Origin of the sequence: Arthrobacter sp. cf158 (assembly GCF_900106835.1) — a bacterium.
In the GTDB taxonomy this organism is placed as follows: domain Bacteria; phylum Actinomycetota; class Actinomycetes; order Actinomycetales; family Micrococcaceae; genus Arthrobacter.
Genome location: NZ_FNNR01000007.1, coordinates 16,283 through 32,185, shown reverse-complemented (window position 1 = coordinate 32,185; position 15,903 = coordinate 16,283). Strand labels below are relative to the sequence as shown.

The 15,903-nt window shown below is 63.3% G+C and carries 17 protein-coding genes; 13 read left to right on the top strand and 4 right to left on the bottom strand.

The genetic code is table 11. The features are described from left to right. The first annotated feature begins 29 nt into the window (after positions 1 to 29). Complete coding sequence (locus BLW08_RS14860) at positions 30 to 1,214, top strand: trans-sulfuration enzyme family protein (RefSeq protein ID WP_091326049.1); 1,185 nt, start codon at positions 30 to 32, stop codon at positions 1,212 to 1,214. 10 nt (positions 1,215 to 1,224) lie between these two features. Continuing rightward, positions 1,225 to 1,566, top strand: coding sequence for a DUF2516 family protein (locus BLW08_RS14855; RefSeq protein ID WP_090824942.1), 342 nt, complete (start codon positions 1,225 to 1,227; stop codon positions 1,564 to 1,566). Between the two features lie 23 nt (positions 1,567 to 1,589). Here the strand turns inward: BLW08_RS14855 and BLW08_RS14850 are convergent, their stop codons facing one another. Next, the gene (locus BLW08_RS14850; protein WP_175538720.1) at positions 1,590 to 2,411 is read right to left on the bottom strand and encodes a class I SAM-dependent methyltransferase; all 822 of its coding nucleotides are present in this window, start codon (positions 2,409 to 2,411) and stop codon (positions 1,590 to 1,592) included. A 131-nt stretch (positions 2,412 to 2,542) separates the two neighbouring features. Between BLW08_RS14850 and BLW08_RS14845 the strand changes: the two genes are divergently transcribed. Continuing rightward, entirely contained in the window at positions 2,543 to 3,289 is a 747-nt protein-coding gene (locus BLW08_RS14845) for a phosphoglyceromutase (RefSeq protein WP_090824940.1), read from the top strand. A gap of 142 nt (positions 3,290 to 3,431) precedes the next feature. Here BLW08_RS14845 and phoU read toward each other — a convergent pair whose 3' ends face one another. After that, a complete protein-coding gene (phoU, locus tag BLW08_RS14840) occupies positions 3,432 to 4,085 on the bottom strand; it encodes a phosphate signaling complex protein PhoU (RefSeq protein WP_090824938.1) in 654 nt (217 codons plus the stop codon). Positions 4,086 to 4,284: 199 nt separating this feature from the next. Between phoU and BLW08_RS14835 the strand changes: the two genes are divergently transcribed. Then, complete coding sequence (locus tag BLW08_RS14835) at positions 4,285 to 5,559, top strand: sensor histidine kinase (protein ID WP_175538728.1); 1,275 nt, start codon at positions 4,285 to 4,287, stop codon at positions 5,557 to 5,559. Further along, positions 5,556 to 6,236, top strand: a complete 681-nt coding sequence (locus BLW08_RS14830) for a response regulator transcription factor (protein WP_020608526.1) — start codon at positions 5,556 to 5,558, stop codon at positions 6,234 to 6,236. The genes BLW08_RS14835 and BLW08_RS14830 overlap by 4 nt, the downstream gene beginning before the upstream one ends. 100 nt (positions 6,237 to 6,336) lie before the next feature. Here BLW08_RS14830 and BLW08_RS14825 read toward each other — a convergent pair whose 3' ends face one another. Continuing rightward, positions 6,337 to 6,879 carry a hypothetical protein gene (locus tag BLW08_RS14825; RefSeq protein WP_090824936.1) on the bottom strand — a complete coding sequence of 181 codons (543 nt, stop codon included), beginning with the start codon at positions 6,877 to 6,879 and terminating at the stop codon, positions 6,337 to 6,339. A 293-nt stretch (positions 6,880 to 7,172) separates the two neighbouring features. On the opposite strand from BLW08_RS14825, the gene BLW08_RS14820 reads away from it, so the two are divergent. The 6 genes from BLW08_RS14820 (at position 7,173) to rlmB (ending at position 12,022) form a co-directional block, all read left to right on the top strand. Beyond that, on the top strand, positions 7,173 to 7,655 hold the full coding sequence (locus BLW08_RS14820) for a CarD family transcriptional regulator (protein ID WP_011690592.1): 483 nt from the start codon (positions 7,173 to 7,175) through the stop codon (positions 7,653 to 7,655). 121 nt (positions 7,656 to 7,776) lie between these two features. After that, positions 7,777 to 8,559, top strand: coding sequence for a 2-C-methyl-D-erythritol 4-phosphate cytidylyltransferase (ispD, locus tag BLW08_RS14815; RefSeq protein ID WP_091326359.1), 783 nt, complete (start codon positions 7,777 to 7,779; stop codon positions 8,557 to 8,559). Next, complete coding sequence (ispF, locus tag BLW08_RS14810) at positions 8,559 to 9,110, top strand: 2-C-methyl-D-erythritol 2,4-cyclodiphosphate synthase (RefSeq protein ID WP_254779886.1); 552 nt, start codon at positions 8,559 to 8,561, stop codon at positions 9,108 to 9,110. Before ispD ends, ispF begins: the two co-directional genes overlap by 1 nt. Next, positions 9,103 to 9,459 (top strand): hypothetical protein, encoded by a 357-nt coding sequence (locus BLW08_RS14805; RefSeq protein ID WP_091326046.1) that lies wholly within the window; start codon positions 9,103 to 9,105, stop codon positions 9,457 to 9,459. The genes ispF and BLW08_RS14805 overlap by 8 nt, the downstream gene beginning before the upstream one ends. A 35-nt stretch (positions 9,460 to 9,494) precedes the next feature. Continuing rightward, entirely contained in the window at positions 9,495 to 10,949 is a 1,455-nt protein-coding gene (gene cysS, locus BLW08_RS14800) for a cysteine--tRNA ligase (protein ID WP_090824933.1), read from the top strand. Between the two features lie 80 nt (positions 10,950 to 11,029). Beyond that, the gene (rlmB, locus tag BLW08_RS14795) at positions 11,030 to 12,022 is read left to right on the top strand and encodes a 23S rRNA (guanosine(2251)-2'-O)-methyltransferase RlmB (protein WP_090824931.1); all 993 of its coding nucleotides are present in this window, start codon (positions 11,030 to 11,032) and stop codon (positions 12,020 to 12,022) included. Positions 12,023 to 12,328: 306 nt separating this feature from the next. Here rlmB and BLW08_RS14790 read toward each other — a convergent pair whose 3' ends face one another. Then, positions 12,329 to 13,138 carry a carbon-nitrogen hydrolase family protein gene (locus BLW08_RS14790; protein WP_091326357.1) on the bottom strand — a complete coding sequence of 270 codons (810 nt, stop codon included), beginning with the start codon at positions 13,136 to 13,138 and terminating at the stop codon, positions 12,329 to 12,331. 118 nt (positions 13,139 to 13,256) lie between these two features. Here BLW08_RS14790 and glgX point away from each other — a divergent pair, with 118 nt between their 5' ends. Further along, the gene (glgX, locus tag BLW08_RS14785; RefSeq protein WP_091326044.1) at positions 13,257 to 15,371 is read left to right on the top strand and encodes a glycogen debranching protein GlgX; all 2,115 of its coding nucleotides are present in this window, start codon (positions 13,257 to 13,259) and stop codon (positions 15,369 to 15,371) included. 25 nt (positions 15,372 to 15,396) lie between these two features. Next, entirely contained in the window at positions 15,397 to 15,900 is a 504-nt protein-coding gene (locus BLW08_RS14780) for a guanyl-specific ribonuclease (protein ID WP_091326042.1), read from the top strand. The last annotated feature ends 3 nt before the right edge of the window (positions 15,901 to 15,903 follow it).

Below are 15,903 nucleotides of genomic sequence, written 5' to 3'. Positions count from 1 at the left end.
ACAGCCACGCCCCCGACTACCCTGAAACCATGAGCCTTTCCGATCAGCACGCTGCCGAATTGTCGCCGGAAACCGTTGTGGTTGCTGCCGGCCGCCCTGAGCGCGCCCACGATGAGCCGGTGAATCCACCCATCGTCTTGTCCTCCACATACTTCGGTACGGGCTCCCTGAGCGACGGGGACCGAGGCTACGGGCGCTACGCGAACCCCACCTGGGATCCGTTTGAGGACGCCTTGGCCAAGCTCGAGGGCGCCACCCTTCCGGGCCTGCTGTACGCCTCCGGCCTCGCAGCAGTCAGTTCAGCACTTTCCCTGGTCCCCGCCGGCGGCGTGGTGGTCATGCCCTCGCACAGCTACGCGGGTTCGCTGGTCATGGCGACGGAACTGGCAGAGAAGGGCTTCCTGGAACTGCGAACCGTGGACATCACGGACACGGACACCGTCAAGTCCCTCATCAGCCCGGAACAGGGCAAGAAGGCAGACCTGCTGTGGCTCGAAAGCCCCACCAACCCCATGCTCGGCATCGCCGATATCCGGGCGCTGACCGACGCCGCCCATGCAGCCGGCGCCATCGTGGTCACGGACAACACCTTCTCCACGCCGCTGGTGCAGCAGCCCCTCAGCCTGGGGTCCGACGTCGTTCTCCACTCGGTGACCAAATACCTGGCCGGCCATTCCGACGTTGTGCTCGGCGCCTTGGTGACGTCAAACCCTGAACTGCGCGCCACCCTTCTGCATCACCGGATCATCCATGGCGGAATCGCCGGACCGTTCGAAGCCTGGCTGGCGCTGCGTGGCCTCCGCACCCTCGCACTGCGGATCGAACGTTCCCAGGCTTCGGCGGCAACCCTTGCCGAACGCCTCAGCGTCCACCCGCGTGTAGAAACCATCCGCTTCCCGGGTCTCCCTACCGATCCGGGCCACCAACGCGCCATGGACCAGATGAAGGGCTTCGGGTCCATCCTCTGCATCCAGATCTCCGGAGACGACCACCGCAGTGGCGCCGACGCTGCAGACGAATTGGTCCGCGCGTTGCAGCTCTGGCTGCCCGCCACATCATTGGGCGGTGTGGAGTCCTTGATCGAACGCCGACGCCGGCACACCGCCGAGCCGCTGAGCGTCCCGGACAACCTGGTCCGCCTCAGCGTTGGAATCGAGAACGTGGAAGACCTCTGGTCCGACCTTGAGCAAGCGCTGAAGTCGCTGGACGGCTAGGCTAAAGGGCGTGGACGGAAAAATCTTGATCGCGTATGTCACCAGCGGGGTCTACCTCATCCTTGGCTTGGTGGCCCTTGCCTTGGAACTGTGGGCCTTTGCGGACTGCCTGCGCCACAAGCCGACGCTTTTCGTGGCGGCTTCAAAGAGGACCAAGACCTTCTGGCTAGCGCTCACCGGTGTGGCCATGGCCATTGGAGCCTTGACCGTTCTCACAGGTGGCAACGGCCTGGGCTTGTTCGGCATTGTCGCTGTGACGGCATCCTGTGTCTACCTTGCCGACGTCCGTCCGGCGGTCCGTGAAGCCGGCAGCGGCGGAAACCGGAACGTCGGCCCGTACGGCCCCTGGTAGAGAGCACTCCTCCGGCGCCATCCTTAGTGGGGCGCCACAGCCTCCCACGCCACGGTGACTTCACCCAGACGCCACCGGGCGGGACCATCTTGAAGCGGCCACCCGGCGTCGTGCAGTGAACGGCACATACCAGTCCATCGCTGCCGGTTCCCGAACGATGCCAGCGGCGCAGCTTCCAGCCAGGCTTTGTCCATGGCCTGCAGGAACGCATGGATCGGTTCGCCCGGCACATTCCGGTGAATAAGGGCCTTGGGCAACCGCTCCGCCACCTCCGACGGCAGCTCGAAGCTTCCGAACCGCACCGAAAAACTGAGGCTCAAAGGGCGTTCGGGGTCCAACGCCACCCACGTGACCCGTCTGCCGATCTCGTCGCACGTTCCGTCGATGAAGAGTCCACCTGGGGCCAGACGTGACTGCACCAGCCGCCAGATCCCGGCGACGTCCGCTTCCTCATATTGCCGCAGCACGTTGAAGGCCCGGACCAGTACCGGGTTGCCCGGCACGGGAACTTCAAATCCGCCCACATGGAAGCTCAGCCCAGGCCGTTCCAACGCCTTGGCCGTCCGCACCCGCTCCGGTTCAATCTCGATTCCACAGACCCGGACATCGGGCCGCACGGCTCGCAAACGCTCGAAAAGTTCGACGGCGGTGGTCGGCGAGGCGCCATAGCCCAGGTCCACAACCAGGGGGTCGACGGCGGCGCGCAGCCGCCACGCCTGCGGACCGGCAAGCCACCGGTCCAGGCGGCGCATGCGGTTGGGGTTGGTGGTGCCGCGGGTGATGTTGCCGACGGGCTTGCCGCCCCGACTCCGGGGTGAGCCCACCCGTTCCGCTTTTTGCACCACGGCCACCACTTTATCCTGCAACGAGGGGTCACCAACGGCCCATAAACCGGGCTTCAAAGGGCCGAAGGTGACCCGCGTTGCTCTTCGTAACGCCCAGCAGCGCACCGGACTGCTCGGCTAGGATGAAAACCATGACTTACAAGCTGATTCTGCTGCGCCACGGCCACAGCGACTGGAACGCCAAGAACCTGTTCACCGGTTGGGTGGACGTTGACCTGAACGACCAAGGCCGCGAAGAAGCAGTGCGCGGTGGGGAACTCCTGGTTGAGAACAACATCCTCCCGGACGTCCTCTACACCTCCCTCCTGAAGCGTGCCATCAACACGGCCAACATGGCGCTGGACAAGGCCAACCGCGGCTGGATCCCCGTCAAGCGCGACTGGCGCCTCAACGAGCGCCACTACGGCGCTCTCCAGGGCAAGGACAAGGCCCAGACCCTCGCCGAGTTCGGCGAAGAGCAGTTCATGGAATGGCGCCGCAGCTACGACACCCCGCCGCCGCCCCTGTCCGATGACAGCGAGTTCTCGCAGGCACACGACGTCCGCTACAAGGATCTTGGTGACGCCCTGCCCCGCACGGAGTGCCTCAAGGACGTCCTGGTCCGGCTCCTCCCGTACTGGGAATCGGATATCAAGGAAGACCTCAAGGCTGGCAAGACCGTTCTGGTCACTGCCCACGGCAACTCCCTGCGCGCCCTGGTGAAGCACCTGGACGGCATCAGCGACGACGCCATTGCCGGGCTGAACATCCCCACGGGCATCCCGCTGGTGTACGAACTGGATGAGGACTTCCAGCCCATCAATCCGGGTGGTACCTACCTGGACCCTGCAGCAGCTGAGCAGGCCATCCTCGCGGTAGCGAACCAAGGCAAAAAATAAATCCTCCGCTGCTGCCGGGGCGACTGCTCGGTCGTTCCTCCCTTGGACGCAGTTCGCCCGCGGCACCAGCTGCGGCGCAGTTAAAGGCAGGCGGCCGGTCACCATGGGTGACCGGCCGCCGTCGTCGTTAATCCGGGGAAGGCTAGAAGCCCTCGGGCTGCCATTCGCCGGTCACCAGGTAGGTGACCTTGCGGGCAACCGAGACGCCGTGATCAGCGAAGCGCTCGAAGTAGCGGCTGGCCAAGGCGACGTCCACGGTGGTGGACGGGGTTTCGCTCCATTCCGGGGAGGCGATCGCCTTGAAGACGCTGAGGTGGAGGTCGTCCACGGCAATGTTGATCTTGAGGATGTCGCGGGCAACCTCAAGATCGCGGGTTTCGAGGAGCTCGATCACCTTGGCCGTGATCTCAATGTCGTGCTGGGCCATGGCCTTGAAGGTCTGGGTCAGCGAGGCGGGGATAACTGTGGCCGGGTAGCGCAGCCGCGCCAGCTGGGCCACGTGGCGGGCCAGGTCACCCATACGTTCCAGCGAGGCACTCATGCGCAGCGAACCCACGATCATGCGGAGGTCGCTGGCCACGGGGCCCTGCAACGCCAGGATGTCGATGGCGCGCTCGTCGAGGCTGTTCTGCAGGAAGTCGATCCGGGCATCTGCCGCGATGACGTCCTGGGCAAGATCCACGTCTGCGCCTTCGAAGGACGTCGTGGCCTTCGTGATTGCTTCGTGGACCAGCTTGGAGATCTCGATGAGGTCGTCACCTACCTGGGTGAGCTCCTCCTGAAAAACCTTGCGCACTAAGGCGTCCTTTCCTTGGAAATCCCGTTCCCATGGTGGGGGTCGGATTTCAAAACCATTGACAGTCCAACCAGTAACTGTGTCAGGACCCAGTGAACTGTTCGGCACCTTTAGATGAACGTTAGTTGAACCGTCTGCGTTTGGTGCCGGATCAATACTTTGCCGTGTTTCCACAGCATAAGCTGGACACGTGGATCCATTGCTCATAGGTGTCGTCGCAGGCCTCGTTGGCCTGTCGTTGGGCGTCTTTGGCATGCTCGCATTCAGGATCAGCGAGCGGCAGCGCAGCATTGTTGACCTGGATGTCACCGAGCCCCTGCTTCCTGAAGGTGCAGCGGAAGTGCTTGCCGTCGTCGGGCGTGCGTTTGTGGTGGTGGACGCAATCGATGGCGTGGTCCGCGCAAGTCCCGCGGCATATGCCTACGGATTGGTGCGTGGCCACACAGTGGTGCACAAGCAGCTCCTGGATATGACCGCGAAGGTCCGCCGCGATGGCGTGATCCTGGAGGAACAGTACGAACTCCCACGGGGGCCGCTGGGCAAGGGCACCATTGTTGTCCAGGTCCGGGCAGCCATGCTCGGCTGGGAATACATCGTGCTGTTGGCTGACGACCGCACCGAGATCACCCGCACCGAGGAGATCCGCAACGACTTCGTGGCCAACGTATCCCACGAGCTCAAGACTCCCGTGGGCGCCATCTCGCTCCTGGCCGAAGCCCTGGAGGCCTCGCCGGATGATGAAGAAGCCGTGCGCCGGTTCGCCAAGCGCATGCACAAGGAGTCCGGCAGGCTCGCTGCCTTGGTCCAGGACATCATTGAACTTTCCCGCTTGCAGGGCGCCAACGTGGCCCAGCAGGGCCACGCCGTGGACATCAACACCGTCATCTCCGAGGCCGTGGACCGCTCGCAGCTGCCGGCGGAGAGCAAGAACATCCAGATCGTAGTGGGTGGGCATTCGGACTCTCTGGTGTTCGGCGACCGCGACCTCCTCGTGACGGCCCTGCGCAACCTCATAGACAACGCCATCCGATACTCACCTGAGAACACTCGGGTAGGTGTCGGCGTCCGGACACGGGAGGGCGTGGTGGCCATCTCCGTCACGGACCAGGGAGAAGGCCTGACCCCCGAGGACCAGGAACGCGTGTTTGAACGCTTCTACCGCGTTGATGCTGCCCGTTCCAGGCACACCGGCGGCACCGGCCTTGGGCTGAGCATCGTCAAGCACGTTGTTTCCAACCATGGCGGCGAGGTGACCGTCTGGTCCCAGCCCGGCCAAGGTTCCACGTTCACCATCCGCCTGCCGGAGATGGAAGGCCAGGACGACGACGCCGGCCTGCCGGCTCCCGCTGCCACGGCGGCTGCTTCCATCGAACGTCCGGCGGTACCTGCCGTCGTCGAATCGCATCACACGAGCCAACACGCGAGTGAAAAAACGGGTGCCAGCGGCGCCCAAGAGCAAGGAGCCAGCGCTTGAGCCGGATTTTGATAGTGGAGGACGAAGAGTCCTTCAGCGACCCCCTGTCCTATCTCCTGGGCAAGGAAGGGTTTGATGTCGAGGTAGTGGACAACGGCAGTGATGCCTTGGTGGAGTTTGACCGCAACGGTGCAGACCTCGTCCTCCTTGACCTCCAGTTGCCGGGTACGCCGGGCACGGAAGTCTGCCGCCAGCTTCGCCAGCGCTCCAGCGTCCCGGTGATCATGCTGACTGCCAAGGACTCGGAAATCGACAAGGTGGTGGGTTTGGAACTGGGGGCTGACGACTACGTCACCAAGCCCTACTCATCCCGGGAACTCGTGGCCCGCGTCCGTGCTGTGCTGCGTCGCCAGGGCGAGCCGGAGGAACTCATCACCTCCACCGTGCAGGCGGGTCCCGTCCGCATGGACATCGAGCGCCACGTGGTGAGTGTCAACGGTGAACAGGTGTCCCTTCCGTTGAAGGAGTTTGAACTCCTGGAAATGCTGCTCCGCAACTCGGGCCGGGTACTGACGCGCGGGCAGCTGATCGACCGCGTGTGGGGCTCGGACTATGTTGGTGACACCAAGACCCTGGACGTCCACGTGAAGCGGCTCCGCAGCAAGATCGAGCCTGATCCTTCTGCTCCGCGTTACCTGGTGACGGTGCGCGGGCTGGGCTACAAGTTCGAGCCGTAAGCACCTCAGCAACTACGGCTGCTGAAGCAACTGCAACAAAGGAAGGGTCCCGCGTCGGCGGGACCCTTCCTTTGTTGTATGGCTTGTTGCGTGCTGCCGGCTAGTGACCGGCTGCTGCGGACTCCGTGGGCGTCGCAGAGGACGTCGACGTGGAGGTTGGCGTCGGAGTCGGCGTGCTGGGCAGGTACTTGGCGTACTCGGGGAGCGTGCCGTCAACCACGGGTACGTTCACCGTGGCGGAGTCGGAGCCGCTGCGGATGGTGATGGGCGTCAGTCCACCGGGGATAACGCCTGCGGTGCTGAGAATGGCGGCATCGGTGGTGTCATTCAGGTACGTCTCCGAGTTGGCCTTGACCGGGATCTCGGTCTGGGCGCCGTTCGCACCACTCATGGTGAGGGTGGCATCGGTGCTGGAGGTGTTGAAGACGGCGCCGATAACGCGGCCGGGCTCGTTCTCGCCCGAGGCAACAATCAGGATGTTGCGCAACTGCAGGGAACCGAGATCTGCTTTGATCCCGTCCGATGCCGAGTACTGGTGGGTGGTCTGCTGGGCGTTGACGAATCCACAGCCGGTGACGGACAGAAGACCGACGCCGATTGCAGCCGCCGCAATTGCCAGCTTGCCGCGCTGGACAGGGTTCATCGCAGTATTGCGCACGACACCTACTCCTCAAGAGTCATTGGAACACTTTTCAGCCATAGCCTATCGGCAAACCCGCCAAAATAAGGATTCGGGAAGGCATTGTGGCGCAGTCAACTGCCGGGATCCGTCGCTCAAGTTGCTTGCTCCAAGCATCTTTCCCCGGTTTCGTCAAGAGGTTGGAGGAAGTCGTTTAAGGCCTTATTCCCTTTATTGGCGCGGCAGGAGAGCCCTCGCGATGCCAGTCGTATGCCTTAACCGTGATAGACTAATCTGCGGGAAAGGGGAAAGTCCACATGGTTTTTGAGGTCGGCGAGACAGTAGTTTACCCTCACCACGGTGCAGCAAAAATTGAGGAAATCAAGATGCGCACCATCAAGGGCGAAGAGAAGATGTATCTCAAGCTCAAGGTGGCTCAGGGTGATCTGACCATTGAAGTTCCAGCAGAGAACGTTGACCTTGTTGGGGTCCGGGACGTAGTGGGCAAAGAAGGCTTGGAGCACGTATTTGACGTTCTCCGCGCCGAGTTCACTGAAGAGCCTACCAACTGGTCACGTCGTTACAAGGCGAACCTGGAGAAGCTTGCTTCAGGCGATGTCATCAAGGTGGCGGAGGTCGTTCGCGATCTTTGGCGTCGTGATCACGATCGCGGCCTTTCCGCAGGCGAGAAGCGCATGCTGGCCAAGGCGCGGCAGATTCTGATTTCAGAACTGGCCCTGGCTGAAAAGACAGACGAAGAGAAGGCTGCAAGCGTTCTTGACGAGGTCTTGGCTTCCTAAGAATTGAGCCCCGGTGGTGCGAAAGCGCCGCCGGGTTTCTTTTTGCCCAAATACGGCCGCAGATACCTGGCAATCAGGGATGGTGGGCGCCTTCAAGTACTTTCCCAGTAATCTTGGGCGCATGAGTACTCCTTCCAAGCGCGCCGTCACGGCCGTGATTGTGGTTGCTGCCGGTTCCGGTGAGCGACTCGGCTACGGCATGCCCAAAGCCCAGGTTCCGCTAGGGGGCGAGTCCATCCTGATGCGCGCCCTCCGCGGGGTGGTTGCGTCGGACGTTGCGCGGCAGGTCTGCATCGCCGTGCCCAAGGGGGACACGGAGCTCCGCGAACTGATCGCAGGGTTCACCATCGAACTCGTGGACGGCGGCCCGGAAATCTCAGTGGTCGACGGCGGTTCCTCCCGCGCGGATTCGGTCCGCGCCGCGTTGGCTGCTTTGGAAGACGGAACCGAATTCGTGCTCGTCCACGATGCCGCCCGTGCGTTGACTCCTGAACGTGTTTTCCAGCGGGTAGCGGATGCCCTGGCCTCCGGCGCGAAGGCAGTCATCCCCACCTTGCCGGTGGTGGACACCATCAAGACGGTGGCGGAGACAAGCGGGGACGACGCCGCCATAGCTCCCGAACTCGTCACGGGCACTGCGCCCAGGGAGCATCTCCGCGCCGTACAGACCCCCCAGGGATTCGAGTTGGCCACCCTGCGCCGGGCCCATGAAGCTGCTGGCCTCTTCGATGACAAGCAATCGGCCGCCGTCACCGATGACGCCATGCTGGTTGAACTTCTCAACGTTCCCGTCCACGCCGTGCGGGGTGCAAGCCAGTCGCTCAAGATCACCACCCCACTGGACTTGATCATCGCCGAGGGCCTGTTGGAAGGCCCGCTGGGGATTCGTTGGGTGGAAGGCTGATGACGCACGCCATGATCCTGCCCCGCACCGGTATCGGCATCGACGTCCACGCTTTCGCTCCGGACGACGACCCACAACCCTTGTGGTTGGGTGGGCTGCTGTGGGAGGGGCAGCAGGGACTGTCGGGGCATTCCGACGGCGATTGCGTCGCCCACGCGGCTGCGGATGCGCTTTTCTCCGCCTGCGGCGTCGGTGATCTGGGCACACACTTTGGTACGGACCGCCCCGAATATGCCGGCGCCTCGGGTGTGACGCTGCTCAGCGAGGCCGCCCGCATTGTCCGGGCGGCAGGTTTTGAGATCGGTAACGTGGCAGTCCAGTTTGTGGCCAACCGTCCCAAGTTCGGGCCGCGCCGTGAGGAATCCCAGCGGGTCCTGAGCGAAGCTGCCGGCGCACCCGTCAGCGTTACGGCCACCACCAGCGATGGCTTGGGATTCACCGGCCGTGGCGAGGGTATCTCCGCAGTGGCCACGGCCCTGGTGTACCCGGTCTCCGGACACGAGGTGGCCGCATCCGATCCGGGTCCAGCAAAGGGTGCCCCTCATGCGTAAGGCGCGCACCGGCGTCGTGAGTTCCGCACTGATGCTGTCCGCGGCCCTGGCTGCCGCGCTCCTGCTGGGTGGCTGTGCAGGGACGCCCAAGATGGACGTCAACGCCAGTTGCGGGTTCCTGAACGACGACACCTTCAAGCCCGACGGCAACCAGCAACAGCAGTCCAAACAGATCGCCCAGCACTATCACGAGATCGCGGATAAGCTGGCTCCGGAGATTGGTGATCCCATCAAGGAGATGGCCGCCATCATGGACCAAGCAGCCGCTTCCTCCCTCGGGGCCGCCACCCAGGAGCAGCAGGAGAAGCTCAAGGTCCAGTTCAACAAGATCGGCGAATACTGCAAGTAGGCAGGTCACGCCGCGTCATCGGCTAATCTGGAGCGGTGACCCTGCGCTTCTATGACACCGCTTCCGCCGAAGTCCGCGACTTCGTTCCCCTCGAAGACGGCAAGGCCAGCGTGTACTACTGCGGGGCCACCGTCCAAGGGATGCCGCATGTGGGCCACGTCAGGTCTGCCATCGTTTTCGACCAACTGACCCGGTGGCTCGAGTTCCGGGGCCTCAGGGTCACAGTGGTGCGCAACGTCACGGACATCGACGACAAAATCCTGGCCAAGTCCGCGCAGTCGTTCGGGCCCGACTGGGATGCCGAACCGTCCGCGCGCCATGCCGAAGAATGGTGGGCACTCGCTTACCGGTACGAGCAGGAATTCGAGAACGCCTACGAATCCCTCGGCGTGCAGCGGCCCACCTACGAGCCCCGCGCCACCGGCCATATCCCGGAAATGCATGCGCTCATCCAGCGCCTCATCGACCGCGGCCACGCCTACCCCGCACTTGACGACTCCGGGGACGTCTATTTCGACGTCCGCTCCTGGAACAAGTACGGATCGCTGACGCGGCAAAATATTGATGACATGCAGGGAGCGCCCGACGCCGACCCCCGGGGCAAGCGCGATCCCCGCGACTTCGCGCTGTGGAAGGGTTTCAAAGACGGTGAGCCCGTCACCGCCAAATGGGAATCCCCTTGGGGTGCCGGACGTCCCGGATGGCACCTCGAGTGCTCGGCCATGGTCACCAAGTACCTTGGCCCGCGGTTCGATATCCACGGTGGAGGACTGGACCTTCGCTTCCCGCACCACGAGAACGAGATGGCCCAGTCCCAGGCTGCTGGCGACGGGTTCGCCAACTTCTGGATGCACAACGGCATGGTCACCTACGAAGGTGAAAAGATGTCCAAATCCATCGGCAACACTGTGAGCCCTGCAGAGATGCTGGAACTCGCCTCGCCCCGTGTGGTTCGCTACTACCTTGGCCAGGCACATTACCGCTCCATCCTGGATTACCGGCCCACCTCCCTGCAGGAGGCCGCGGCCGCCGTCGAGCGCGTTGATGGCTTCATCCACAAAGCATCTTCCAAGGTGGGCACGGGCGCGTCAGACGTTTCACCGCAGGCCAACATGCCCGCGGCTTTCATCGCGGCCATGGACGACGACCTCAATGTTCCACAGGCACTCGGCGTTCTTCACGACACCGTCCGTGCCGGCAACACCGCGCTGGCGTCCGGGGATGTGGATGCCGCGAAGGCCGCTCTCTACAGCGTCCTCTCCATGACCGAGGTCCTTGGCCTGGATTCCGTCAAGCGTCCGGAAGCTGTCCAGGGCCGCGAACATGTTGCCCTGGAGGTGTTGGTGGAAGCCCAACTCGAAGCCCGGGCCACTGCACGGGCCAATAAGGACTGGGCTGCGTCCGACGCCATCCGGGACACGCTGGCCGCTGCCGGAGTGGTGGTCGAAGATGGTGCGGACGGCGCCACCTGGAGCCTCAAACGCGACTGACAAACCGGCTCTGCGGCCGAATTGCATTGGGTCAGTAGACTTGATTCCAGACTTACTCACAAAATCAAGGATGGAATCTCATGGCCAACAACGGTCGCCGGTCGGTCAAGCAGAAGAAGGGCCCCTCCACCGGAACCGGTGGCCATGGCCGCAAGGCCCTGGAAGGCAAGGGTCCTACGCCCAAGGCGGAGGATCGCACCTACCACAAGGCATACAAGAACAAGCAGCTGGCGGAACGCTCGGCCGCCAAGCGCGGATCGGGCACCCGTCCCGGTGGCGCCGGAGCCCGCTCCGGTCCCAAGGGCCGTGCAACGGAAGAACTGGTCACCGGCCGTAACTCCGTCGTTGAGGCACTGCGAGCCGGCATCCCGGCCAAGGCCCTGCACGTCGCCATCCGCATCGAAATGGACGATCGCGTCAAGGAGTCCCTGAAGCTCGCGGCAGAGCGCGGCATCCCGCTGCTGGAAACCGGCAAGCCTGAACTGGACCGGATGACCGAGGAAGCAGTCCACCAGGGCCTGGTCCTCCAGATCCCGCCGTACGAGTACCAGGACGCCTACGACCTCGCCGAGGAAACCCTCGCCAAGTGGAAGAAGGGGCACATCTCCAACGCTCCCATCTTTGTAGCCCTGGACGGCATCACCGACCCCCGCAACCTCGGCGCGATCATCCGCTCCGTCTCCGCTTTCAGCGGCCACGGCGTGATCGTTCCCGAGCGTCGCTCGGTCGGCGTGACCGCGTCCGCTTGGAAGACCAGTGCCGGCGCCGCTGTCCGCGTACCTGTCGCCCGCGCGTCGAACCTCAACAACGCCCTCAAGCAGTTCAAGAACATGGGCATCTACGTGCTCGGCCTGGACGGCGACGGCGATGTCTCGCTGCCTGATCTCACCGTTGCTACGGAACCGGTGTGCATCGTGGTGGGCTCCGAAGGCAAGGGCCTCAGCCGTTTGGTCCGCGAAAACTGCGACCAGATCGTCTCCATCCCGATCGACTCGGCCATGGAGTCATTGAACGCTTCGATGGCCGTTGGTATTTCGCTGTACGAAGTCTCAAGGCAGCGCGCCGCCAAGTAGCCCGGACGCTCTCTCACCTTTCGGGTGTTTGACGGGGACGCTCTCTCACCGATCGGGTGTTTGGCCAGGACGCTCTCTCACCCTCCGGGTGGGAGGGCGTTTGGCGTTTCCGGGGAAGTGTCTGCCAGGTCCACCCTGGAAGATGACGACGGCCCTACCCTGTGAGAGAGGGTTGGTGCCAAACAAGCGATCGGTGAGAGAGGGTTGGTGCCAAACAAGCGATCGGTGAGAGAGGGTTGGTGCCAAACAAGCGATCGGTGAGAGAGGGTTGTTCCAAAACAACCGATCGGTGAGAGAGGGTCGGCTTTAGAAGTCGCGGCGGTTGGCCAGAACGGGGAGTTTTTGGCGGGCGTCATCAACCTCTGCGGGATCGATGTCGGCGAAGATCAGGCCCGGTTCGCCTTCCAGGGCTTCAAGGACCTGGCCGAACGGGGATACGACGGCGGAGTACCCCACGCCCGTGGGCGCGGCACCTTTGGGTTCGATCCCCTGTGTGGCCGGATCGCCTTGGCCGCATGCGAGCACGAACGTGGTGGTATCCACGGCACGTGCCCGGGCCAGGAGCTGCCATTGCTCGGCCTTGCCCGGTCCTGATCCCCAGGAGGCAGAAACGATGTTCACCACAGCGCCACGTTGGGCGTTGGCCGTAAAGAGCGCGGGAAAGCGGATGTCGTAGCAGGTGGCCAAACCAAAGGTGACGCCACCGGCGTCGAACGTTACTGGTTCTGTTCCCGCCTCAACGGTGTCCGATTCCGCGAAGCCAAACGCATCGAAGAGGTGGATTTTGTCGTAGCTCGTTTCCACGCCAGGCCCCGTGGCCAGAAGCGTGTTCCGCACCCGCGGGGATCCGGAATCGGAGGGGCTGCCCGGAGTAAATATGCCGGCCACGATCACCAGCTGAAGTTCCTCGGCGAGGGATCGCACCCGGCTGGCCCACGGGCCATCCAAAGGCTCCGCAATGTCCAACAGGGAGTTCCCGAACGCACGCATCATCGCCTCGGGGAAGACTACTAACTCCGCGCCGCCGTCCTTGGCCTTCCGGGCGTACTCCTCCAGGAGCCGCAGGTTGTCGGCCAGATCCCGGCCGGTGATGACTTGGGCGAGTGCCACGCGCACCATAGAACCTCCTGTTGTCTCTGTTCCAGTATGCCAAGTAACGAAATCACTGCACCGATCGTCGTCACATGGGCGGTTGGCGCGGCACATACTGGGCGTGGAACTAAACTTGCAAGCAATGGTTATGCCTATTTTTGACACAGCAGCTGCCGTGGACGCCTCCCGGCCCCGGCCTCTCGGACTGAGCACGCCCCAGCCCGGGCTTTCGGATGCCGGAAAAGCGCAGAACCATGATGTGAATGTGGCCGTCTTCGCACCGGACCTGGAACAGGTTGAGGTTGCTTTCCAGGCGCCCGGCGAACCGTGGCGCGCCCAGATCCTTCCCAACGTTGAGGACGGCGTGCACTTCGGGCTGGTGGGCGGAATGCCGCCGGGCACCCGGTACGGTTTCCGCGAAGCGCCGTCCGAGGGCGGTCTTCCCATGCCTGTTCCAGCGCTGGATTTGGACGACGACGGCGAACAACGGCTGTTGCTCGATCCGTACGGTCGCGCTGTGGACCAGCGGGGCGAGTTCCTGACGAGTGTGCACGTGGACACCGGCTTTGACTGGGGCGATGACCAAGCGCCGCGGACCCCGATGCGGACCTCGGTTATCTATGAGGCACACGTCCGTGGCCAGACGATGCTTCACCCGGACATCCCGGAACACCTCCGGGGGACCTACGCGGGCATGGCTCACCCGGTGATGATCCAGCACCTCACAGAGCTTGGCATCACCGCGGTCCAGTTGCTGCCCATTCATTTCCACCTGGACGAATCTCACCTCCAGGATCTGGGCATGACCAACTACTGGGGCTACAACACGGCCGCGTTCTTTGCCCCGCATGCCGATTACGCCACGGAGGCTGCGCGCAACGCCGGTCCCCACGCGGTGCAGGATGAGCTCAAGGGCATGATCAAGCTCCTGCACGCAGCCGGCATCGAAGTGATTCTGGATGTGGTGTACAACCACACAGCGGAGGCTGGACCCGATGGGCCCGCCCTCAGCTTCCGTGGCCTGGGGGAGTCGCGGTACTACCGGCATGACGCCCACGGCCGCTACTTGGACACCACCGGCTGCGGCAACACCCTGGACTTCAGCGATCCTGTGGTGGTGGACCTTGCCTTGGATTCCCTGCGCTACTGGGTGAATGACTTCCATGTGGACGGCTTCCGCTTTGATCTGGCCGTGACTCTGTGCCGGGACGCCGGGAATACCTTTGATCCGGGCCATCCCTTCCTCCAAGCCATTGCCGAGGACCCTGTGTTGTCCGCGGTCAAACTCATTGCAGAGCCATGGGACGTAGGCTACGGCGGTTGGCAAACGGGTCGGTTCCCTCACGGCTGGTCTGACTGGAATGACCATTTCCGCGACGGCGTTCGGCGTTTCTGGCTGTCCGACCGTGCTGCCATCGAGTCCGGAGGCCAAGGCGGCTCGGTGGCATCGCTGGCTGAACTTATGGCCGGTTCCGCCAACCTCTTCGCATCTTCGGGACGCACCCGGCTGGCCTCGGTCAACTTCATCACAGCCCACGACGGCTTCACCCTCAAGGACCTGGTCAGCTACGACAGGAAGCACAACGAGGCCAACGGTGAGCAGAACCGCGACGGCCACGGAGACAACCGCAGCTACAACCACGGCGTGGAGGGCCGGAGCGAGAACGAGGCCATTGTGGCTGCCCGTGCCCTGTCCATCCGCAACCTGATGGCTACCTTGCTGCTGTCCTTCGGTGTTCCCATGATCACTGCGGGTGACGAACTCGGCCGCACGCAGCAGGGAAACAACAACGCCTACTGCCAGGACAACCCCACGGCGTGGTTGGACTGGAGCCGCACCCAGGAAGCCAACGCCATGTTCAGGACCACGCGTGAGCTTGTCAGGTTGCGCCGTTGGTTCCTGCGGCACCAACCCGAGAGCTTCCCCGGCAGTGCGAACGATGCCAGCCTGCAGTGGTTTGATGACAAGGGTAAGCGGATGACCCCGGCCCGCTGGAACGATCCCAATGTGCGCTCAGTGCAGCTGCTTATGGGCCACGAGGACAGTGAGATCCGTGGCCTGATTGTGGTGAACGGCAGCAACCAGGACGTGAAAATGGTTCTCCCGGAGATCCTGAGCGAAACGGGCATCGGCAAGCGCATGTTTGAACTCCGCTTCACCACGTCAGTGCTGCATGAACGCCGAAAGGGCGCATTGGTGGCCTCAGGCGAGCGGGATATCCTGCAGGCCAACACCGTCAACATTTACCGCACATAGGCATTAACCCACAGGAGCTTTCCGCATGAACCGCAGCCGCAGCAAACTGGTGGCTTTCGCGGGGCTGGTGATCGCCGTCGTCGTGCTGGTGATCGCCATGGTGGGCGGCGGCTCGCTGACAGCCCCCTCCAGCGCGCCTCCTTCCGGCGTTGCGTCTTCCGGCGCTGGGTTCTCCAGCGTCCAGACCACGACGCCGGAGCCTGGCTCGGTCTCGACGCCGGCGGCCGCCGTTGCGAACCCTTCAACCCTGCCCACGATCAGCGCTGCCCAGCTGCCCAAGGAAGCCCGGCAAACGTTGGCGCTGATCGCTAAGGGTGGCCCGTATCCGTATGATCGCGATGGTGTGAACTTCGGCAATTTTGAGGGTCTCCTGCCCAGGAAGTCCGGCGGTTTCTACAAGGAATACACGGTGCCAACTCCTGGCGAGTCGGACCGCGGCGCCCGCCGGATCATCGTTGGCAAGGATTCGGCAAAGTACTACACACCGGACCATTACGAGTCGTTCATGTTCATCGTCGAAGACAAGTAGGAG